At 34.8% G+C, this 20,402-nt stretch carries 16 protein-coding genes; 1 reads left to right on the plus strand and 15 read right to left on the minus strand.

The annotated features are described in order from the left end of the window. Positions 1 to 2 precede the first annotated feature (2 nt). The 8 genes from ISU00_RS12095 to ISU00_RS12130 all read right to left on the minus strand — a co-directional run bounded on the left by ISU00_RS12095 (position 3) and on the right by ISU00_RS12130 (position 12,701). Positions 3 to 2,015 (minus strand): ATP-binding protein, encoded by a 2,013-nt coding sequence (locus ISU00_RS12095; protein ID WP_228850922.1) that lies wholly within the window; start codon positions 2,013 to 2,015, stop codon positions 3 to 5. 4 nt (positions 2,016 to 2,019) lie between these two features. Beyond that, on the minus strand, positions 2,020 to 4,071 hold the full coding sequence (locus ISU00_RS12100; protein WP_228850923.1) for a tetratricopeptide repeat-containing sensor histidine kinase: 2,052 nt from the start codon (positions 4,069 to 4,071) through the stop codon (positions 2,020 to 2,022). 7 nt (positions 4,072 to 4,078) lie between these two features. After that, positions 4,079 to 5,116, minus strand: coding sequence for a sensor histidine kinase (locus tag ISU00_RS12105; protein ID WP_228850924.1), 1,038 nt, complete (start codon positions 5,114 to 5,116; stop codon positions 4,079 to 4,081). Continuing rightward, on the minus strand, positions 5,109 to 6,272 hold the full coding sequence (locus ISU00_RS12110; RefSeq protein WP_228850925.1) for an FIST signal transduction protein: 1,164 nt from the start codon (positions 6,270 to 6,272) through the stop codon (positions 5,109 to 5,111). Before ISU00_RS12110 ends, ISU00_RS12105 begins: the two co-directional genes overlap by 8 nt. A 99-nt stretch (positions 6,273 to 6,371) precedes the next feature. After that, on the minus strand, positions 6,372 to 6,674 hold the full coding sequence (locus tag ISU00_RS12115; protein WP_228850926.1) for an EthD family reductase: 303 nt from the start codon (positions 6,672 to 6,674) through the stop codon (positions 6,372 to 6,374). An 11-nt stretch (positions 6,675 to 6,685) separates the two neighbouring features. Further along, positions 6,686 to 7,828, minus strand: coding sequence for an FIST signal transduction protein (locus tag ISU00_RS12120; RefSeq protein WP_228850927.1), 1,143 nt, complete (start codon positions 7,826 to 7,828; stop codon positions 6,686 to 6,688). A gap of 28 nt (positions 7,829 to 7,856) precedes the next feature. Continuing rightward, complete coding sequence (locus ISU00_RS12125; protein WP_228850928.1) at positions 7,857 to 11,591, minus strand: two-component regulator propeller domain-containing protein; 3,735 nt, start codon at positions 11,589 to 11,591, stop codon at positions 7,857 to 7,859. Positions 11,592 to 12,044: 453 nt separating this feature from the next. After that, entirely contained in the window at positions 12,045 to 12,701 is a 657-nt protein-coding gene (locus ISU00_RS12130; protein ID WP_228850929.1) for a hypothetical protein, read from the minus strand. 139 nt (positions 12,702 to 12,840) lie between these two features. Between ISU00_RS12130 and ISU00_RS12135 the strand changes: the two genes are divergently transcribed. Continuing rightward, a complete protein-coding gene (locus tag ISU00_RS12135; RefSeq protein ID WP_228850930.1) occupies positions 12,841 to 13,899 on the plus strand; it encodes a hypothetical protein in 1,059 nt (352 codons plus the stop codon). 4 nt (positions 13,900 to 13,903) lie between these two features. Here ISU00_RS12135 and ISU00_RS12140 read toward each other — a convergent pair whose 3' ends face one another. From ISU00_RS12140 to ISU00_RS12170, 7 genes are all read right to left on the minus strand, one after another. After that, positions 13,904 to 15,595: an alkaline phosphatase family protein gene (locus ISU00_RS12140; protein ID WP_228850931.1), complete on the minus strand. Its 1,692-nt coding sequence runs from the start codon at positions 15,593 to 15,595 to the stop codon at positions 13,904 to 13,906. A 131-nt stretch (positions 15,596 to 15,726) separates the two neighbouring features. Further along, positions 15,727 to 16,479 (minus strand): DUF6090 family protein, encoded by a 753-nt coding sequence (locus ISU00_RS12145; RefSeq protein ID WP_228850932.1) that lies wholly within the window; start codon positions 16,477 to 16,479, stop codon positions 15,727 to 15,729. Positions 16,480 to 16,490: 11 nt separating this feature from the next. After that, a complete protein-coding gene (locus ISU00_RS12150; protein WP_228850933.1) occupies positions 16,491 to 17,219 on the minus strand; it encodes a DUF6090 family protein in 729 nt (242 codons plus the stop codon). A 71-nt stretch (positions 17,220 to 17,290) separates the two neighbouring features. Continuing rightward, positions 17,291 to 18,052, minus strand: coding sequence for a DUF6090 family protein (locus tag ISU00_RS12155; protein ID WP_228850934.1), 762 nt, complete (start codon positions 18,050 to 18,052; stop codon positions 17,291 to 17,293). Continuing rightward, entirely contained in the window at positions 18,045 to 18,788 is a 744-nt protein-coding gene (locus tag ISU00_RS12160) for a DUF6090 family protein (RefSeq protein ID WP_228850935.1), read from the minus strand. The genes ISU00_RS12155 and ISU00_RS12160 overlap by 8 nt, the downstream gene beginning before the upstream one ends. Then, complete coding sequence (locus ISU00_RS12165; protein ID WP_228850936.1) at positions 18,781 to 19,533, minus strand: DUF6090 family protein; 753 nt, start codon at positions 19,531 to 19,533, stop codon at positions 18,781 to 18,783. The genes ISU00_RS12160 and ISU00_RS12165 overlap by 8 nt, the downstream gene beginning before the upstream one ends. Next, a complete protein-coding gene (locus ISU00_RS12170) occupies positions 19,530 to 20,291 on the minus strand; it encodes a DUF6090 family protein (RefSeq protein WP_228850937.1) in 762 nt (253 codons plus the stop codon). Before ISU00_RS12170 ends, ISU00_RS12165 begins: the two co-directional genes overlap by 4 nt. Positions 20,292 to 20,402 lie beyond the last annotated feature (111 nt).

Genomic DNA, 20,402 nt, shown 5'->3' on the forward strand with positions numbered 1-20,402 from the left:
TGTTAATTGCTGTAAGGCAATTCAATTTTAAAGACGGTTCCTTTATTTTCTTCACTATCAATATATATAGAGCCATTATGGGCTTTAATAATATCATAACTTAAGCTTAATCCTAGACCAGTTCCCTGACCAGTCGGTTTGGTGGTAAAAAATGGTTGAAATATTTTATCTCTCAGGTTTTTGGGTATACCATCCCCATTATCTCCTACTTCAATATCTATTTTGTTTCCAATTTGTTTAGTACTTACCGATACAGTAGGATTGTAGGCGCCATTCATTTTTAACTGCTTTTCATGAACCGCATAAAAAGCATTGTTCAACAAATTGAGTATTACCCGACCAATATCCTGTGGAACTAGTTCAAATTTTTTAATATTAGAATCGAAATCAGTTTCAATAGTGGCATTAAAAGATTTATCCTTAGCCCTTAAACCATGGTATGCCAATCGTATGTATTCATCCACTAAAGCATTTAGATTGACTTCTTTCTTTTCTCCCTTGTTGCCACGGCTATGAAGTAGCATGCCTTTTACAATGGTTTCGGCACGTTTACCGTGATGGTTAATTTTATCGAGATTGTTAATGACATCTTGGGCCAATTGCTTAGCATTTTCTGAATTTCCATTAATCAACTCTTCTTTTATTTCCTCCATTAGTTCCTTGCTTACTTCACTAAAATTATTCACGAAGTTCAATGGATTTTGTATTTCATGGGCTATACCAGCAGTAAGTTCTCCAAGGCTGGCCATTTTTTCGGATTGAATCAATTGGGCTTGTGCAGCTTGCAAATCTGAAAGGGTGTTTTCTAATTTGGTGTTGGATTTTTGTTTTTGTTGATTATTACGGTATAGGAAGAGAGCTACAAAAAGAATTATTACAATTGCCACTATTAGCCCTATCATCTTTAAACGGTTTTGTGAAGCAATCTGATCGTCAGCAATTTGTTTAAGCCTAAGTTGCTCCTCAAAACCGATGTTTTGCATTTGAATCAACTTATTTATGTAGTCATTATTTAAACTATCATTTAAAGTCTTCGCTTTTTCTAGATTGTACAATGCAGACTCTGGTTGTTCTAAGTTTTTATATATATTTGATAATAGGGTGTAACCTGTAGCTAAATTCTGTTGATTGCTTATCTCTTCGGCAACATCAATTCCTTTATTCGTGTAGTACAACGTAGAATCATTTACCCCTAAAATTGAATACAACATTCCTTTACTGTAGTAAGAAGTAGATAAACCAATAAGTTCATTTGAAGCTTCATTAGCTTTAATTGATTTTTCTATAAATAGTAAAGCAGAATCATATTCTCTCTTATTAAGATAATATCTGCTAATGCCTTGGTAGGTTCCTGATAGGCCGGTAATGTAGGGTGAGTTGTTATAATATTTTAATGATTGATTATAATATGCCAAAGCAGAATCAGGTTGTTGATTGTTCTCGTAAATGGTAGCAAGGTCTCGAGTGGATAGTGATAGTATTTTTTGATTCTTTAATTTTTCACCTATTTCGATGGCTTTTTCAAGTTCTTCTTTCTGACGGCTCTCCATTCTGGATGCACTGTATAAGGTTGAAAGTTCATAATGCAGCATGCCAATAATTGAAAGTCTTGCCTCTTCTGGGCTTTCGGAGAATGAGAAATTTTGGTATCCCCATCCAATGTCGGCACTATTAGGTTCATTAGCAATCTTTAAAGCCTTATTGTAATTCGTTAATGCAGTAGATAAATCATTTTGCCATAATCTAACGTAGGCTATTTGTTGGTAGGCATCTGCCTCGTACAATTTCATATTCAGCTTCTCGGCATACTCTAACTGTTTCTGATGGTAATACTCCGCACTATCTACCTGACCATTTTGAAGATAGAACCCCATATTTCTATAGGTATCCATTTTAATGGTATCATTGTTGGTTGTCTGAATAATTTGTTCCAAACTATCCAAATACCTAGATTCTTGTCCCAAGGAGATACTTGGAAGAACTGCAAAAAGAATTATGATCCTTAGAAATCTCATTGAATTAGGTTTTTGGTAATTGAATTGTAAAAGTGGTTCCTTCATTATCTCTTGTGCCAACATTCAGTTTTCCTCCATGAGCCTTTATGATATCATAACTTAAACTCAATCCCAGACCAGTTCCCTGACCAGTTGGTTTGGTTGTAAAAAAGGGCTGAAATATTTTGTCTATAATGTTTTGGGGTATCCCGTTGCCATTGTCTTCAATAGAAATGGTTATGTTTCCCTTTTCATTTTTGGTTTTGATCTTTACGGTCGGTACAAAAATTCCATGCAGGCTTTTGTACTTATCCTGGGTGGCATAGAAGGCATTGTTTAAAATATTCAAAATAACCCTGCCAACATCTTGTGGTATTATATTCAACTTGGGGATATCGTCATCAAAATTTGTTTCTATGGATGCATTGAAGGTTTTATCCTTAGCTCTTAAACCATGGTATGCCAAGCGAACATATTCATCCACCAATGTATTGATATCCGTTTCTTCCTTTTCACCTTTATTGGTGCGGCTATGTTGCAGCATTCCCTTTACGATGCCATCTGCTCTTTTACCGTGATGGTTAATCTTTTCAAGGTTTTGTATTACATCATTAGCGATTTCCTTGACATCATCCAAATTACCTTCTTCCAGTTCCTCTTTCATTTCTTCAAGCAGTTCCTTACTAACCTCACTGAAGTTGTTGACAAAGTTCAATGGGTTTTGTATCTCATGGGCGATACCAGCGGTAAGTTCACCAAGGCTTGCCATTTTTTCAGATTGAATCAATTGGGCTTGGGTGGCTTTGAGCTCAGCTAAGATTTGTTCAAGCTTTAACTTTTGATTTTTGATTTCTTCATTAAATCTTGTTAACTCTTCATTTCGCCTTTTGGTAGTTTCTGCTTCTTTTTTTGCTTCCTCAGCTTTAAAAGATGTTTCAATATTTAAAATTTTTTGGTCGATTGCATTTTTATGAAGTTCTTTTTCTTTGTTAAAATATTCCTCAAAATGAAATAATGCCAAATGGAATTTTTCTTTCTTTTTATGAAATTTATATAAATGAAAATGTGCTTTGCTTATTAAATCTTTAGCATTAATTTCTTCTGCTATATTAAGTGATTGTTCAAGGTAATTATAGGTAAATTCATCACCATCAATATTTTTGGTATTGAGATTTGAAATAAATAAAATAGCTTCTACTTCACCTCTTTTATCACCTCCATTACGCCTTATTTCGAGGCTCTGGTGAGCAAGTTTTCTTGCCTCATTTATTTCTCCCCTCTCCTTATAAATTTCAGCAAGATGTAACAAGGTATTAGCCCTCCCTTTATTGTCTCCTGTCGTTTTACTTATTTCAAGACTTTTTTCGAAATAATTTTTTGCATGATCATATTCTTTTAACTTCAAAAAAGTAAATCCGATATTATCTAGACTTCCAGCTTCACCCCATTTGTCGTGTGATTTTTGTCTGATTGCCAATCCTTTTTTGAAGTATTCCAATGCATGCTCATAATCGCCATTGTCAAAGTAGACCAATCCAATAATATTGATCGAATAACCTTCCATCAATTCAAAATCGAAACTTTTTGCGATTGACAGACTTTCAAATAGATAATCTAGGGCTTTTTCATAATTGCCTAAGTGTTTATAAGTAACCCCTATCTGATAACAAACTGTTGTAAGTGTTTCTTTTGTTCCTGAAAGAGTAGCTAGTTCATGACTTTTTAAAAGTAAATTCAAAGAAGATCCGAGATTACCCCAGTTACGCTCGATAATTCCCAAATACTCATATGAGATACTTTGCCCTCTGATATCTCCAAGAGTTTCAAAAAGGCTTAAAGATTCTTTAAGGAGAGGTAATGCTTTATCATTTTTTAATAATCTTATGTAGGAAAATCCATGAAGGCAAAGAGATAAAGCCAAACCCTTTTTATAATTGGCTTCACGAGCGAGCTGAACTGCTTTTTCACTGAATTCAAATGATTTTTCTGAATCATTTATTCTAGTCTGCCAAGCGAGCTCATTTAAATTGTCAATATTAGCCTCTATTGAGATCATATCTATATATTGTTCGGTCATTTTTTCATCAATTCTTAGGCAATTGAATTTGAAAAATTGTTCCCATTCCTTCTTGGGTTATCATTTCTATCTGACCTCCATGTGCCTTAATTATATCATAACACAGACTCAATCCCAGACCAGTTCCCTGACCAGTTGGTTTGGTTGTAAAAAAAGGCTGAAATATTTTGTCTATAATGTTTTGGGGTATCCCGTTGCCATTGTCTTCAATAGAAATGGTTATGTTTCCCTTTTCATTTTTGGTTTTGATCTTTACGGTCGGTACAAAAATTCCATGCAGGCTTTTGTACTTATCCTGGGTGGCATAGAAGGCATTGTTTAAAATATTCAAAATAACCCTGCCAACATCTTGTGGTATTATATTCAACTTGGGGATATCGTCATCAAAATTTGTTTCTATGGATGCATTGAAGGTTTTATCCTTAGCTCTTAAACCATGGTATGCCAAGCGAACATATTCATCCACCAATGTATTGATATCTGTTTCTTCCTTTTCCCCTTTATTGGTGCGGCTATGTTGCAGCATTCCCTTTACAATGCCATCTGCTCGTTTACCATGATGGTTAATCTTTTCAAGGTTTTGTATAACATCTTCAGCGATTTCCTTGACATCATCCAAATTCCCTTCTTCCAGTTCCTCTTTCATTTCTTCAAGCAGTTCCTTACTAACCTCACTGAAGTTGTTTACAAAGTTCAATGGGTTTTGTATCTCATGGGCGATACCAGCGGTAAGTTCACCAAGGCTTGCCATTTTTTCAGATTGAATCAATTGGGCTTGGGTGGCTTTGAGCTCTTCCAAAGATTGTTTTAAAGCATTATTGGATTCTTCAATAGCTTTTCGTTTTTGGTCTAGTTCCTCAATGGTTTCTTCCAAAAGAATAGCTGTTGTCCGCTTAACTTTCTCGGTACGCTCAAGTTTAAATTCTGAAATGGTAAGATCTGAATCTACTTTTTTTATAGCCTTTATAAGCAATTCCTTTTCCTCAGAAGCAATAGAATCACTTTTTTGAACCCAATTTAATATGTGCTCTAATTGGCTATGCATGATTTTCTTTTAAAGCTACCCAACAGCAGGCACCGGAATGAAGGTTTTGTTTTCCATTTAAAGCCCTGCCGTATTCCCCATACGTAAAAAATCCGGCCATTGGAGCACTCCATAGAGCAGCTAAACCTTCATTTTCTTGAGTTGCAAATGGTCCAAGAATTGGAGCACGACCAGCACATGAAAATACTAATAGTGCATCAGCCGTATCATCTGCTGAATTTTTTAAATGGTCAGCTTTTTCCAATATGTCTTCGACTATGTCAAAATCTGGAGGCATGGTAAACCAAAATTTAGAACCTTCGGGCATTTCCATATCCATAACCAGGGCATGTTTTTCATAATCTATTTTCATTGGGGTTTTTAAAATGGTTTCTCCATTTTCTCGTTCTACTATAAAGGGGAATTCAAACGACAGTTCCTCAAATAAATCGAAATTCTTATCATTTAATTTTTCTTCTTTGCCTAGGTATCGGAAGTACATATCCACAGCAGATTTACCTTCAACCTCATATAACAGATTTCCTGCACTTTTGGTTACTGTCCTAGAAATACCCATGGGTTTCCAACCTGTAATAGCCATGCCTCGAAGAGATATGACATCGGCATCTAGAACGAGGGCAATAATACCATTTCTACTTTCATAAGAATTTGTAAACACATAAGTGGCTTCCAATTGCCAATCATCTCCGGCCATCCCGCCAATAAAAATTTTATCTGAACCCAAAAATTTCTCAAAGGATTTAACCATGTCTTCGCCATTAAACATCTCAAAGTTTTCATTGATACCAGTGCTGCACACGATAAGGGACGGGTTTTTAAACTTTTTAAGGGCAGCATCTGAAATTTCTTTAATTGCATGCTCCATTGTATTTTCTCCTATGTCTCCCAAAACGATTTTATAGGTTTCGGAGGAGAGTTCTAGGAGCAAACCCGCAGCTCCACCTTCGGATTGTATACCATTAACAAATTCTCCACAGGAAGTGGCGCCAAACAGCTCAATATCCATTTTGCTAAAAATGTCCGTTATGGTCTTCCGATCCTGTTTCACAGAAATGAACATTATGGCAACGTTAGGTTTAAAACCATCCTTCATTGACATTTTTAAGGCATTCTCAATTTCATTTACAGAATTTCCGTGGATCGATTTTGCTTTCATAGAACCGGATTAAAAGAGTGTTTTGTAAAGGGGGTTAAATACCTTTCATTGAATATAAATAGGTAGTTTATGTAAAGCTTTTGATTCATTAAATTTTAACTAATCAATAATCCCTGTTAATAAGGTTACCCCACCTGTGGCAAAATTGGCTAAATCATTTGCTATAGCTTGTCCTTCTGGCGACCCCAATGTACTCTGAAGTGCATCCACGTCTTTAAACCAAAATTCGGCAAGACGATAATATTCTGGACGTGATCCATCTGCAGCATTCAGAAATTTGGTGAATTCCATTTTTTCATGGCCCTTAAGCACATCTACCAAAGCCATATGTTGATTATTGTAATACTCTTCAAAGGCATTCTCGTCCGTTGGGTGTCCGTATAGTGCAGTTAGTTTAATCATAGTTATTTGGTTTAATTTATTTCTTTTAAGGCCACACAACAAGTGGTTAGGTTATGCATTTCTAAATTTCCTCCGGTTGCCCTACCTAATTCAGCATTGCTAAACATGCCAGCCATGGGGACATCCCATACCTCTTTAATACCTTCAAGTTCTTTATTCATTAATGGTCCCAAAGACAGTATTCTACCGGCACAACTAAAAACAACGATGGCATCAGCTTCAGGCATCTCATTGTCTTTGAGTTTTTTAACCCCTTGAACAACCTTATCCATTACATCAAAATCGGGAGGTAATGAAAACCGCACTTTTGAGCCTTGTGGTACTGAACCACTTGTGTAAAATGAGCGATCCGACCAATCTACCACCAAACCTGGTCGCATAATGGGATCACCTTTTTCCCTCTGCAATTGCAACGGAAAATTGGCAGCAATTTCTACTAAGATGTTTTGGTTTTCAGGAGTAGGATTTTCAATTCCACCATATTTGGCAGTAAGGTCTAAAACAGGTGTATCGTCTACTGTATACACATGGTTGCCTTCACTTTTGGTGACGATTTTCTCAGTCCCAACAGCCTTCCAACCACAGGTTGCAATACCTTTTACTTTTATTTTAGCTTCGTCTAGGGCAATGCAAATGATTGCATTTTCACTATCATTCTCATTAGTAAATACAAAGGTTTCGGTAAAGGCGTAATCGTCGCCAGCCCCACCTCCAAAAGCGTTCACATCCTCTCCAACTACTTCAGCGATTCCGTTCAACACCTCTTCGCCGTTGGCAGCAACGTTACTAATACCAATTAAAAATGCAGGTTTAGAAAATTTGTCATTTGCTTTTTCAGCAATGGATTTTGCTACCTTATAATACTGCTGGTCGGTGAATTCTTCAAAATACACGTGGAATGCCTCCTTGTCTAAATCTAACAATAATATGGCCGCAGAGAATTTTTCAGGAGTTTCATCAATAAATTCACCATTGGTGGTACAACCAAAAACAATAATATCCTTTTCATCCAACAAATTGGTTATAGCCTTTCTGTCTTGACTTTTTGAAATAAAAGCAATAGCTAGGGAAGGGGTAAACCCATCTTCCAAAGCATGTTCCAAATTGGATGCAATTTCAGCGGTGCTAAAGCCATGTATTGATTTTGCTTTCATCTATGTTGTTTCAAAAGTTATAGGTTGATTATCCATCATTAGATTTTTTATTTTCAGGAATTTCAATTTGAAATGTGGTTCCTTCATTTTCCTTTGTGTCTAAGGTTATTATGCCATTATGTGCCTTAATTATATCGTATGATAGAGAAAGGCCTAATCCGGTACCATGACCAGCAGATTTGGTCGTAAAAAATGGCTGGAATATTTTATCTTGAACGGTCTGTGGTATGCCATTACCATTATCCTGAATCTTGATTTTGATTTTACCATCCTCTTTCTCTGTACTAATTTTTACCTTGGGAACAAAGTTGCCATTGAGTATTTTGCCCTTTTCCTGAACGGCATAAAATGCATTATTCAGCAAATTCAAAATAACCCTACCAATATCTTGTGGCACAATTTCAACTTTCTTAATGCTAGGGTCGAATTCCGTTTCCATAGTGGCGTTAAAAGATTTGTCTTTGGCCCTAAGACCATGGTAGGAAAGCCGTAAATATTCATCGCACAAGGCGTTGATGTCTGTGAATTCTTTCTGGCCGCTATGGTTACGGCTATGCATCAACATACCTTTTACGATAGAGTCGGCCCGTTTTCCATGGTGGATTATTTTGTCCTCATTATTTTTTATATCGGTGGATATTTCAAAGGCCTCATCCATACGCCCCTTTTTTATTTCATCTTGAAGCTCGTCTATGAGTTCTTTATTTATTTCAGAAAAGTTGTTGACGAAGTTTAATGGGTTCTGAATTTCATGTGCGATACCAGCGGTTAATTCACCTAAAGAAGCCATTTTCTCAGATTGGATTAACTGATTTTGAGTTTCCTTTAATTGGTTGATTTTTCGTCTTAATTCAGTAGTCCTCAGTGATACTTTTTCTTCAAGCAATCTATTTTCTCTCTTAAGCCATTGTGATCGGTATTGAATGATACGCCATAAAATGGCACTGCCAACTAAGGCAAATAGGAGGTAGGCCCACCATGTTTGCCACCAATATGGTAGAATGGTAAAATTGAATTCCGCAGGTTTACTCCAAATATTATTGTCATTTTTTGCAGCAACTTTAAAAGTGTAGTTGCCCGCGGGTAAGTCCCGATAATTTTCAGTTGTCGTCTCTTTTGTAATCGGTGACCATGTCTTGTCAAGTCCTTCAAGGAAATACGTAAATGATATTTTGTCTTGGTTTTTATATTGAAGCCCCATATAATCAAAACTGATAAAGTTTTTATCAGGCTTTAATTCTAAATTTTTTGGCAAGTTATAAGGGCCTTCAACACCAGCGAAAGTCATTTCGGAAGTGGAGGGTTTTTCCTCTGAATTACCTCCAGCCGAATAAAGAATATCTTTTTCATTTGTCGACAATATTTTATCGTTTTCAGTTAGTTTCCATAGACTGTCTGTGTTTGTGGTGAATTTGGCTTCTTTATCAAATATTTTAAAACCTGTTATAAAAGCATTTGGTGGGACGGTATCATTAGTTGGAAGTTCTATTACCGTGAGTATTTGACTTTCCACCCCAGCCCATAATCTACCCTTTTTATCAAAACTTATGCTATTTTGAGAAACGTCGACGTAATTTAAGCCTTGTTCATAACCAATAGATTTTAAAGTCCATTGATTACTGTCATTTTCTTTATTTGGGATATAACTTATTCTAGTAAATCCTTTTGAAGAACCAGCATAAATGTCATTCCCGTTCGTTTTAATAGAATAGATATCGTTTGCTGGAAGTCCTTGATCTTTTGTGAAAGTTATGGATGACTTGTCTTGAATATTCAACTTTTGAACGCCTCTTTGGGTACCAAGCCAAATGTCATTGTCGTTTGAAGTGATACAAGATGTTTGGTTTGTTAATAATCCAGTTTCACCTTTTACCCATGAAAGCGTTTTAAAGTCTTCACTAATAATTGCTACACCTTCCTCTCGTGTAGCAATCCAGATTCGATTTTTGCTGTCTATTGTGATGCCATCTACCCAATAAGTAGTACTAGCGTTATTTAATTCAAATTTTTTAAGAGTATTGTCATTTTCATTCAATAGGTAAATTTCCCCACCAAATGATCCCAAAACAAATTCATTAGGATTTATTTCTAATATTTCACTTATGTTAAAATCGTCATTAAAAAATCGACTATCTAATAAATGCTGAATCGTCCCATTTTGTTGGTCAATAATATTAATCCCTTCAAAGGTGCTATAAGACCAAATTCGATTATTAGAATCTTCCATTAAGCCTGTAGCCCTAGCCGCTATAAGGCCATCATTTGGTGATAGGTGTTGAACATTACCGGTATTAGGGTTATAGATGTCAATTCCATTGTAAGTTCCAATCCAAACTTTTCCCGTGTAATCTTCCAATGTGCCCCATACATTTCCATCTTCTAAGCCATTAGTGGCATTAAAATTTCCAGGTCTATACCCATATCTATCCAAATAATAAATCCCACCACCATTGACATTAGAAAACCAAATGAGACCGTTATTGCCCTCTACTATATTGTAAATTATGGCTGATTGCTGCCCTCCTAACTTAAAATTTTCAAATAGGTTTTGATCTAAATTAAGGGAGAATAGATTTCCTTGAAATGTACCTAACCAATAGTTGTCTTCATGGTCTTGGATAATTCTAATTATTCCTCCAAAATTATCGTTTATGTTATCCCGTGTATAAAAGGTAATTGAAGTTTTATTCGGGTTTAAAATATATAGCCCATCATTATGGCCAATAAATAAATTTCCTTTATTATCCCTTAAAAAGCTACTGCCTCCACTAATAGGGTACTTTGAGTCTTTGTTAATAACGGTATTCGAGCCTTTTTCAAAGTTTAGGATATTTATACCCTGCCTGGTATTTATCCAAACATTGTTTTCTGCATCAACATCAATATTCAAAATTCCATTGTCTTGTAAACCTTGATCTACCGAAAATAATTTTGCTTCTTTATTATCTAAATCGATAATTTTTAGACCAGTAAACCATCCACCGGCCCAAATTTTACCTTGGTTATCTTCAAAAATTGTGTAGGTTCTATCTCCTGCAGGAAATAAGCCTACAAACACATGGATTAGTTTTGCTTCAAAATCTATAAAAGTTAGATCGTTATTATCACCTACCCAAAGTCTACCTTTAGAATCTTCAAAAATTGACTGGACATTGCTAAATTGAAACCCTTGTTCTATACCATAAATTTCTAATTGGTTAGAATCATATTTTACAATCGAACTTGTTCCACCAAACCATATATAGTTATTCTTGTCTTTAAAAACAGTAGTTACACTTCCTTGTAGTCCAAAAGATGTTTCGAGATTATAAATACCTCTTGAATTTTGGAAAGAAACTGTAGTTGGGCCAGCCTTTTCAACTGTAGGTGCCCCTAATTTTTTTACTTTAATTTTCAATTCTTGGGTGGGTAAGCTTCCATAGTCGAACTTGGAAGAAGTTAAGTTGTTCCAATTAAGTACCTCTGTTGTTGGGACACCCTTGATAGAATGGACATTGTCTATATCAATTGGCTTTGAAGGCAAAGTTGCCATATCGAACTTAATTTTAGGAATCTTTTCTAGGCCAGGGTAATCAATAGTTTGCCATTTGATAGAGTCTGATTCAGTAATGCTATAATCAAAAGTTTTTGGTTGTTCATACTCCGATGCCATATACGGCAATGGTGGTGCTTTTGTGGTTTGCTTACATGCAGTTATTGAAATAATGGCAAGTGCTATTACTATTTTAATAGTACACGAAATGATATTAGTTGACTTATTCACAATTCAAAAGAGGAATTAACTGTTGTTATATATTAGATGTTTCAGTTGTTACATATTATGTTGGTAATCGGTTTGGGACCACATGCTATTTATCAGGATCAGGGGGAGAAAAGAGAGAATAAATTCATATAACCTATTAAAAGCCATATAAATAGATATTTCGTGGACAGCGAACTAATTGTAAAATGGGGAGAAAAAAAGTCGACTTAAATATTCCTGCCACTATTGTTAATATAAAGCTGTTAGTTAAATGCGGTAGGGTAATAGTAGCGTTTGGAAGCTGTAGGAATTGGTTAGGAATGTACTGCCCATCCGCATCCTAGCGATGAAGTTATCAAAAAATTATTAAAAAACAGTAATGCTTTTTGCTCTAAATGATGTGTAATACTGTTAAAATTGATTTTAATCCTGAGGGATGGAGTGGTGGGGAAAGGGGATTTTTACCTTAATAGTTTAGGGACATTCTTTACGGTCCATCTTAAAACCGTCTAAATTGATATCATCTAAACCTCTGTTGTCAAAAGGATATTCTAAATCGTTTTGAATGTTATAAAGAGAAACCAAAATAAATTGGGTGACCATAACAATAGCAAAACTTATAAAATGAGGTGTATTTCCTCCAACATTATTTATGATTACTGGTGCATAAATTAGGGGAAATAGAAAAATAAAAATCAGGCAATATGCTCTAAGGCTCCTCGGAGTTCGATGTGTGTTTATAGCATGAAGATTATCAATTGCCTCTTGAAGATCATTTAAATAGCGCAATACCCGGTCTTTACTTTTTGCGGAAAGAGATTCTTTGTAATTAGATATAAATTGTTCTATATAATCTACAGTGTCGTCTAATTCGTTTAATTCGGTAGTGTTGTTTTTTAGATGCTCTAAAGTGTGAGTGCTAATATTGCATAGGAGCTGCTTCATTTCAGACTTATGCTCAGCAGAAAGCCGTACATCGCTATTTATATAATTGTTTACTGTTTTTAATGAACTTCTAAATTGACTTAAATGTTCCAAAGCCTTTTCCCTACGTCTAAAGGAGCCACGGATGCTAAAAACCAATGGAAATACAATTGCGATACTTAATAAGGTGAGGTCTACATTGAACACCAAATTGTATTCGTAACAGAAGTAAGTCGTTAAAAAAGAAAAGATTAAAACGACCCACGTCCTAAAATTTATTATGGAAAAATAGAGATTTATGGTTAGTTTTTCTTAAATTAAGCATTATAAAGCTAACCTTATTCCCGTGAAAAAGCAAGTAACCAACTTATTATTGCTGCTTTTTTTAGTGGTTTATCAAATTTCATACCCCCAAAATGATTTAAAAACCGCTGAAGAGAGCAAGATTTCTCCATTGTTTCAATCAGATGCTATTCTTCCTATCGAGTTATCTTATTCTATAAAAGATCTCAAGAAAGAGACCAATGATAGTACATATGTCGATTCCAAGCTTAAATATTTCTCTGATGATGAATGGAAAACGTTAGATGTTGAGATGCGTGTTAGGGGGAATTTTAGATTGAGGGAATGTTACTTTCCTCCAGTAAAGTTGAAAATTAAGAAGGCGCAACGCAAAAACACCATTTTTGAAGAAGATAAAAAGCTTAAGGTTGTTATGCCTTGTTTGAAGGAGAAAGGCAATAGTGATGACGTCATCAAAGAATTTTTAGCTTATAAAATCTATGAGCTAATAAGTCCATACCATTTTAATACTCGGTTAGTTGATATAAAGTTGATTGAAGAGGTTAGGAATAAGGTTAAGGAATACGAGATAAAAGGTTTTTTAATTGAAGATTTTGACAATGTACTCGATCGTTTTGGTGGTAAGGAGGTAAAACGTAAGGTACATCCGATGGCTCAAGAGAATTTAAACTGTGTTCGGAACGAATTTTTCCAGTTTATGATTGGAAATACCGATTTTTCTACTGCCTATAGCCATAATCAAAAACTTATGTACTTAGATGGTCCCGTTATTCCAATACCTTACGATTTTGATTTGTGTGGACTAGTTGATCCAAGTTATGGCGTTGTTTCTTTGGTTGGCAAAGAACCTTTGCCAATTGAAAATGTCACCGAACGCTATTACCGTGGATTTAAACGAGGGAATGTTTATTTAGAGCAAGTGCGTAAAGAATTTTTGGAAAAGAGGGCTGAGGTTTTTGCGACCATGGAACAGTACAAAACTTATTTCGAAAATGAGCAGAGCTATGGAAGAGCCAAAGATTTTATAATTGGATTTTATAACATATTAGCTAACGATAACGATTTTAATAATCTAATAGTTGCGAGGGCAAGAGATAATTAACAAGTCATTCAAAAATTTCCATTAAAGGTTTTCCTTTTACTGATTCAGACATTTTAACTTTCAAAATTTTAGCCAAAGTTGGTGCTATATCCGTAGGCGCTACCTGTTCTGCCGAAGTGCCTTTTTTTATGCCTTTACCGAACCAGATTAATGGTACATGGGTATCATATTCATAAGGTGATCCATGCACAGATCCTTTTACATCTTCAATATTTAAAACTCGACGGATGGTTTGAATGGTTCCATGATCATAGACAACCATAACGTCTCCTGATCGGTCTGGATAAAATCCATTTTGAATCATATTTTCAACTTTACCCTCAAATTTTCCTTTGTTCAAATTGCCTGCTGGAATAGCGTAGGCAATTCCATCTAAAGTTAAAAGGTAATTTGCAACCTCCTTTTGAATTTTAGACAAGTCTAAATTTTCATGTTCAATTAATTCCCGGCGCAGGAATAGGTTTTCTGTTTCAAAATATTCTACCCAAGGCTTTAACCCATAAGTTTTGGCCAAATGATAATTTATACTGTCTTGGTAAACCCTATTTGATATTACACCTGTGGGTTCGCCTAAGGCTGCAAGTTGAGATGCAGGAGGTCCTGCGCCATGGTCTGAGGTAATAAATGCCGTATAATTTTCTTGACCAAAATTATCATCCAGGTAATCTAGTAATTTTTCTATTTCCTTATCTAACCGAATCATAACATCTTCCATTTCCACAGATTGTGGTCCGAAGGTATGTCCTATGACATCTGTTACTGAATAACTTATGCAAAACAGATCGGTATCCTTGTCCTTGCCTAATTTTTCCTCTTCAATGGCTTGGATTCCAAATTCTGTTAACATTGAGTTGCCGGCTGGAGAAATTAGTAAGAGCTGATATTCGGCATTTTGTTGCCTATATACTTCTCGTAACTCTGGAAAATTGTAAGGGAAAGTTGGTGTGGGTTTGCCTCCTATTGCTCTTTCGAAAGAATTGTCATCTGGCGCACTTTCTGTATAACTTTCTATAGGGTAAACTGTGTTCCAAACTGAGTCTAATGCCTTGCTGGCCCTTCCATCTTCATTGAATTTTTCTACCCATTTTGGCACCTCTTCAAAATAAAAAGAACTACTAACAAAATTTCCCGGACTAAAATGCCAGTCGTACCAATAAGCAGCATCTGCCATTTTTCCACCTGGCAATATGGCTGCTCTATCTTTTAAAGAAACACTGACAACTTTTGAATTTTCATTCGATTTTTTAAGTTCATCACCTATGGTCGAAACCATTAGATAATTGGGTGAAGAACCAACAATATCGTCACGTTCTATACCTAATAATCGTACTTGCGGATCACGTACGTTATCATTTAGATTCTTTATTTCACGACTATACCACGTATTATTGATGATGCCATGATCGCTTGGTGTTGTTCCGGTATAAATACTGGCGTGTCCGGCAGCAGTTACTGTAGGTATATAATTAAAGTTGTGGTTTTCAAAATTGAAACCCTCATTGATCAGCCGGTTAAACCCTTTTTCTCCGTATTTGGATTTGAATTTATGCAACAGGCCGTAACCCATTTGGTCGACAACTATACCAACTACAATTTTTGGGTTGTCGTTTAACTTGGATTGCGAAAAAGCGGAAAAACTGTTAAGAGAAAAAATTATGGCTGCAAGGAGGCAATTTTGAAGATATTTCTGGAACATGTAAAATGGAATTTTAGTAAAGATAAAGCCTTTCAGGATTATTGTTAAACAATTAAGAAATCCTTATAAAACTATGTCGGTAGTTTTGGAAAAACTTTACCCATTCTGATATTTATTTTTATCTGGTTAAGTCAATTTCCGCTTCTTAATTCTTCGTCTACCATTTTTATTATTTGAAGGTTATACTTTCTAACCATCCCCAGTTCCTTAACAGCTTCAGAAGTTCTTGTTAACCTATCCGAAATATAATCCTCAAACAAGGGATCATTGATTAAACCAATATAATCTGATTCAAATTTACTTTCTCCTAAAATTTTTGACTCGGTTCCCCGATAATCCACATTCCTAACATAAGCCCCTATAACAGGCTTTGCTTCAAGCCGAGTCATCAAGGTTCGATCTTCATTTTCCTTTGCATCTGCAACTAAGTCTTGCCAAGAGAATAGCATATTAACCAAGGTGTCATTTTCTATAAGGTTTATATCCCCTGATGACATGCCAGATCGCAAGGCTCCATTCTGGGGGTCAAAAGTCCAAATCCAACTGGTATTTTGTATTAACCACCTCATAGAATCACGGTTTTGTAATAAGGGGTCAGTTGGTTGAAGCTTTAAGGCTTTATAGGAACTTTCTATTACTTTTTTATCATAAAGTAATACACTGTCGAGTTGCACTAAATTCAGTTCGAATTCAGATTTTAAGGCGTATAATAAGGCTGTTTTTCGTTTTTCTGATTTGCGGTTCTCATTCCAATTATTCACTTGGAGGGCGATCAGTATACCAATAACCACTAGAAGAATCTCTCCTATGCCATATTTAATATATCGCTTGGTTTTATTAGATTCAATAAGGTCTTTCCTCAGTTTTCTAAATATTGAAATCATTTAGGTTTACATTAATAGTTTTCTAAGACCTTATCAATCTCTGAAATTAAATCTTGAATTGTGTCTTTTCGATTTTCGAAATATTCCATTATCCTCGATTTTCGATATAAATCTAGCTTCAGTTCGTTCCTCACATAAATCCTTGTTAGTATATCAAGCATTCTCTTTCGGTTTGTTTGGCTGTCTAAAACCATTGGGATTTCCTGTGGATTTTCATATCCATAATTTCGAATGTCAATTTCGAAATTGGTTTCATCTGAAAAAATAAATTCAGCTTTACTTCTAGACGAATTGAGGTCCCAGGAATTCATTAATTCCGTTCTTTGTAATAGCGTGTTATAATAGTTATAAATCTTGTCGGAAAGAGGTTCGTCATTGGAAATTTGGGTGATGCCACCATTAGTGATTTTTTCAAAAGTGGTGTGATTTGTTTCAAAACGGAAATAACGCGTGTCAAGTAATTTTTCCAAACTATCTGTGGGAAATGCAGAATAATCTGTTGTGGTTAAAAATGTTTTATGAAGATTAATATATTCTCTGATAAGTTTTAGGTTTTCTTGGCTATTTTCAATATCGATTTTTAAATCTTTCTGAATGTTCTTTAGGAAAGATTGCATCCTTTCATCATATTTCCTCTGATCACTCCAATTGTTGATTTGAAGTGCAATTAAAATCCCAATAACAACCAGCACAATTTCACCTATGGCATATTTTAGATATTTGGAAGTTTTGTTTTCCATAATCAAGGTTTTTCGAATATTGCGAAAGAATTTTAGCATGTTGATTTCAATAGGTTTTTATTGTGAAATTCCTATCTGTGTCTGTTTATTTCTTTTTCAATAAGGTTTTTCAAATCTGTTATTTCCTTATTAAGAGATTCTCGATCTTCTACAACATCTAATGTCATTCTTAATTTTATTGACAGTAGATTTCTGATGCGTTGATTTTTGAGTAAGGAACCATAATCATTTATAGGCTCTTGAGAAATGTCAATTTCCTTTAATTCCAATTTTAGGAAGCGTACAAAATTGATATCATTTTCCGCTATGTCATCAATTCTGGTTTGGTGGACAATTAATCTGTCATCCAACATGCCTTTTAACTCCTCCAAACTCCTTTCCAAAAGCGTGAATTTTTCTGTAATTTCCTGATTTCTTATAAGCCCTATTTTATTGTTGTTTTTGAGATTTGTATAGGTGTTTAGTATAGGTATATCTGGTCCTATATTCCATAACGCTTTACTAAATGTGGAGTCGGAAATGGTATCTAAATTTATATAAGTTCCGTCTTTAGACCAACCTAAGACACCTATAAGTCGAGAAACATTGGCTTTTTCAACAGACATCTGATAATCTGATTGTTTTAGGGCTGACTGCAAATTGTCATTTAGGCTGTTAAGAATAAATAGTTCTTCTGCGGTATTTTTTCTGTCATCATTTAGATTGTTAAGCTGTAAGGCAATTAAAATCCCTATTACTACCAATACGATTTCTCCGATGGCATATTTAATATATCTTGAAGTTTGGTTATCCATAATTAAAGATTGGCGTATAGATCTAAAGAATTTAATCATACTCAAACCGATTTATTTCTTTATTAATTTCTTTGATAACATGAGAGTTGATCTTACACAATAGATCCACACGAACCCTAAAAGCATAGGCATAGGTTAATTCAGAATTTGTTAATCTTAAAAATTCGTCTGTCTTAAAAGCCTTAAAAGCTAGCTGCACATCTTTTGGTTCTAATTGAAAACTATGCCTTGAGTCATATGGAGAAAAGGAATTGATAAAAGTTGCATATTCTGTTCTTAGGTTGCCCAAATAAAGTTTGGTGTTCTCAACCATTTGGTAATAATATAGAATAGATTGTTTAAGATTTTCATTACTCAATAAACGTAAATTACCAGTACTAATCATATCGTCGTAGGTGCTTTTGGACTCTACCATTGATGCTCGGCTACCAACTCCACCATAGCCCATATTGTCAATAAATGCAAGTGAATCTTTTATTTCTATCCCTTGATGGATATATTTTCTAGCTTGAAGAAGAACCTCAATTTTTTTCGGATAGGTATCTGAAAAGTATGCTAAGCTGCTTGAATCGTTTTTAAAGTCTCTTAAAAAATTCTCGAGGTATTGCTTTTCAAGTAATCTATCATTTTTGTAGGAACTCCAATTATTGATCTGTAGAGCTATTAAAATACCTATGACTACCAATACTATTTCACCTATTGCATATATGAAATATTTAGAAATTTTGTTTTTTAGTAAAGTATCTAGTCGGTATTTATTCCATATTTTACTCATCTTCCAATCGATTTATTTCGGTGCTTATTGAATTAATTAAGTTATTGCATTCTTCAATAGCAATATCATAATAAGAAATTCCGAACTTGCGTAGGGCTATATTCTCTGCCAGCAAATTTTTAAACTCATCATTGTCGAGCAATCCATCATAATCAATCGGTTTTGCATATTCGTCATTTCCGGGTACCCACGTTTCTGGAAATACCTTTCGAAATAACTTTAAATGGATTGGCAAGGTGACGTTAATATATTCAAGATTCCATTGATTGTTTTCGGAATAAATTAATTGAAATCTTTTTTCAAATAGGCGAACGATTTCTGTGCGTAATTGATCGTTGGAAACAAGGTCTAATCCGGTGGATTTCAATTGTTCAAAGGCAGAAAATTCTATTTCAGGCCTAGAAAACCAAAAATAACTTCCAAAGCTAACATCCAATTCAGGGGTATATGGCTTTCTGTATTCTAAATGTTCGAGTATTATCTCGTTGTAATGCATCCACCGGCTGTCTTCTTCTTGTGCTTGCTGTATGTTCGCTTTGGTTTGGATAAGGGAATTAGATATTTCCCTAAGTTTTTTGATTTCTAGTTTGTGGAACTTTTGATCCTCATTCCAATTATTAATCTGGAGTGCAATAAGAATACCAACGACAACCAAAACTATTTCACCAAGGGCATACTTTAAATATCGGGCATTGTTCTGTTCCATAATTAATGACTGACGGATGGACCTAAAAATTTTTATCATTGTTTAGAGTGGTCATAGTGATTACTTATATAGATAATCAAGGAATTAACATTTGCAAGCAAATCTTCATATCCTTTTTCGAAATAAGAGGCTGTGCTACCAATATATCGGCCTAGCGGAAGTACTCGGTTATCTTCAAAAATGGCATTGTAAACTTTTTTTGAAGGTACTTTAGGGTTTGGGGTTGGGAAAAATTTACGGTGTTCAGTTTCTTCAAAGAGTTCGTATTTCAGTTTACGAAGTTCTAGGCGCACCGGGTTAGCTGAATTGGTAAAATTTATACCAAGTTCTTTGGTGCGGTTATAATAATAATTAAGCATATCTAATAATTCGGGATCCGGAAATTCGGCCAATGTCCCATTGGAGGTTAATAGCTGCCATGTATTGTTTCGATCTATAATAATAGGTGTCGTAGTTAATTCATTGAAGTCGAGTATAAATTCTAAGGAATCCTTAATTATTTTATCCTCCGACTCTAAAACTGGAATTATTCTTTTAGCTGCTTGTTCCTGTTTTTGTAGTGTAGATAGTATTTCTTCTATAATAATTGAATCTTCAACTAAGTCATTTTTAATTGATAAAATATTTGTGTGAAGGCTTTTGGCTTCCTTTTTTTCCTCATTCCAATTATTTATCTGGAGGGCAATTAAGATTCCTGCTACTACAAGGATAATTTCGCCTAAGGCATATAATGAATAATTGAGGAATTTTTTATTCTGAAAAAGTCCATGCCTAATTCTTCGGAAAAAAGAATTCATAGATTCAAAAGGTTGGTTAGTTAGAACTACGCTTGCTTTATTTAAAAAGGCTGGGGACTGAAAGTTAATTAATTAAATTGGAATGTTAATCCAATCAAGGGTTGGTTTTAA

The organism is Aegicerativicinus sediminis, assembly GCF_015476115.1.
GTDB classification, from domain to species: domain Bacteria; phylum Bacteroidota; class Bacteroidia; order Flavobacteriales; family Flavobacteriaceae; genus Aegicerativicinus; species Aegicerativicinus sediminis.

Bases quoted from the DNA above. Each gene is read 5' to 3' on its own strand.
- ISU00_RS12105 (WP_228850924.1), bottom strand. From the start codon at position 5,116: ATGCATAGCCAATTAGAGCACATATTAAATTGGGTTCAAAAAAGTGAT.
- ISU00_RS12100 (WP_228850923.1), bottom strand. From the start codon at position 4,071: ATGACCGAACAATATATAGATATGATCTCAATAGAGGCTAATATTGAC.
- ISU00_RS12170 (WP_228850937.1), bottom strand. From the start codon at position 20,291: ATGAATTCTTTTTTCCGAAGAATTAGGCATGGACTTTTTCAGAATAAA.
- ISU00_RS12120 (WP_228850927.1), bottom strand. From the start codon at position 7,828: ATGAAAGCAAAATCAATACATGGCTTTAGCACCGCTGAAATTGCATCC.
- ISU00_RS12155 (WP_228850934.1), bottom strand. From the start codon at position 18,052: ATGATTAAATTCTTTAGATCTATACGCCAATCTTTAATTATGGATAAC.
- ISU00_RS12150 (WP_228850933.1), bottom strand. From the start codon at position 17,219: ATGGAAAACAAAACTTCCAAATATCTAAAATATGCCATAGGTGAAATT.
- ISU00_RS12140 (WP_228850931.1), bottom strand. From the start codon at position 15,595: ATGTTCCAGAAATATCTTCAAAATTGCCTCCTTGCAGCCATAATTTTT.
- ISU00_RS12145 (WP_228850932.1), bottom strand. From the start codon at position 16,479: ATGATTTCAATATTTAGAAAACTGAGGAAAGACCTTATTGAATCTAAT.
- ISU00_RS12160 (WP_228850935.1), bottom strand. From the start codon at position 18,788: ATGAGTAAAATATGGAATAAATACCGACTAGATACTTTACTAAAAAAC.
- ISU00_RS12115 (WP_228850926.1), bottom strand. From the start codon at position 6,674: ATGATTAAACTAACTGCACTATACGGACACCCAACGGACGAGAATGCC.
- ISU00_RS12165 (WP_228850936.1), bottom strand. From the start codon at position 19,533: ATGATAAAAATTTTTAGGTCCATCCGTCAGTCATTAATTATGGAACAG.
- ISU00_RS12095 (WP_228850922.1), bottom strand. From the start codon at position 2,015: ATGAGATTTCTAAGGATCATAATTCTTTTTGCAGTTCTTCCAAGTATC.
- ISU00_RS12110 (WP_228850925.1), bottom strand. From the start codon at position 6,272: ATGAAAGCAAAATCGATCCACGGAAATTCTGTAAATGAAATTGAGAAT.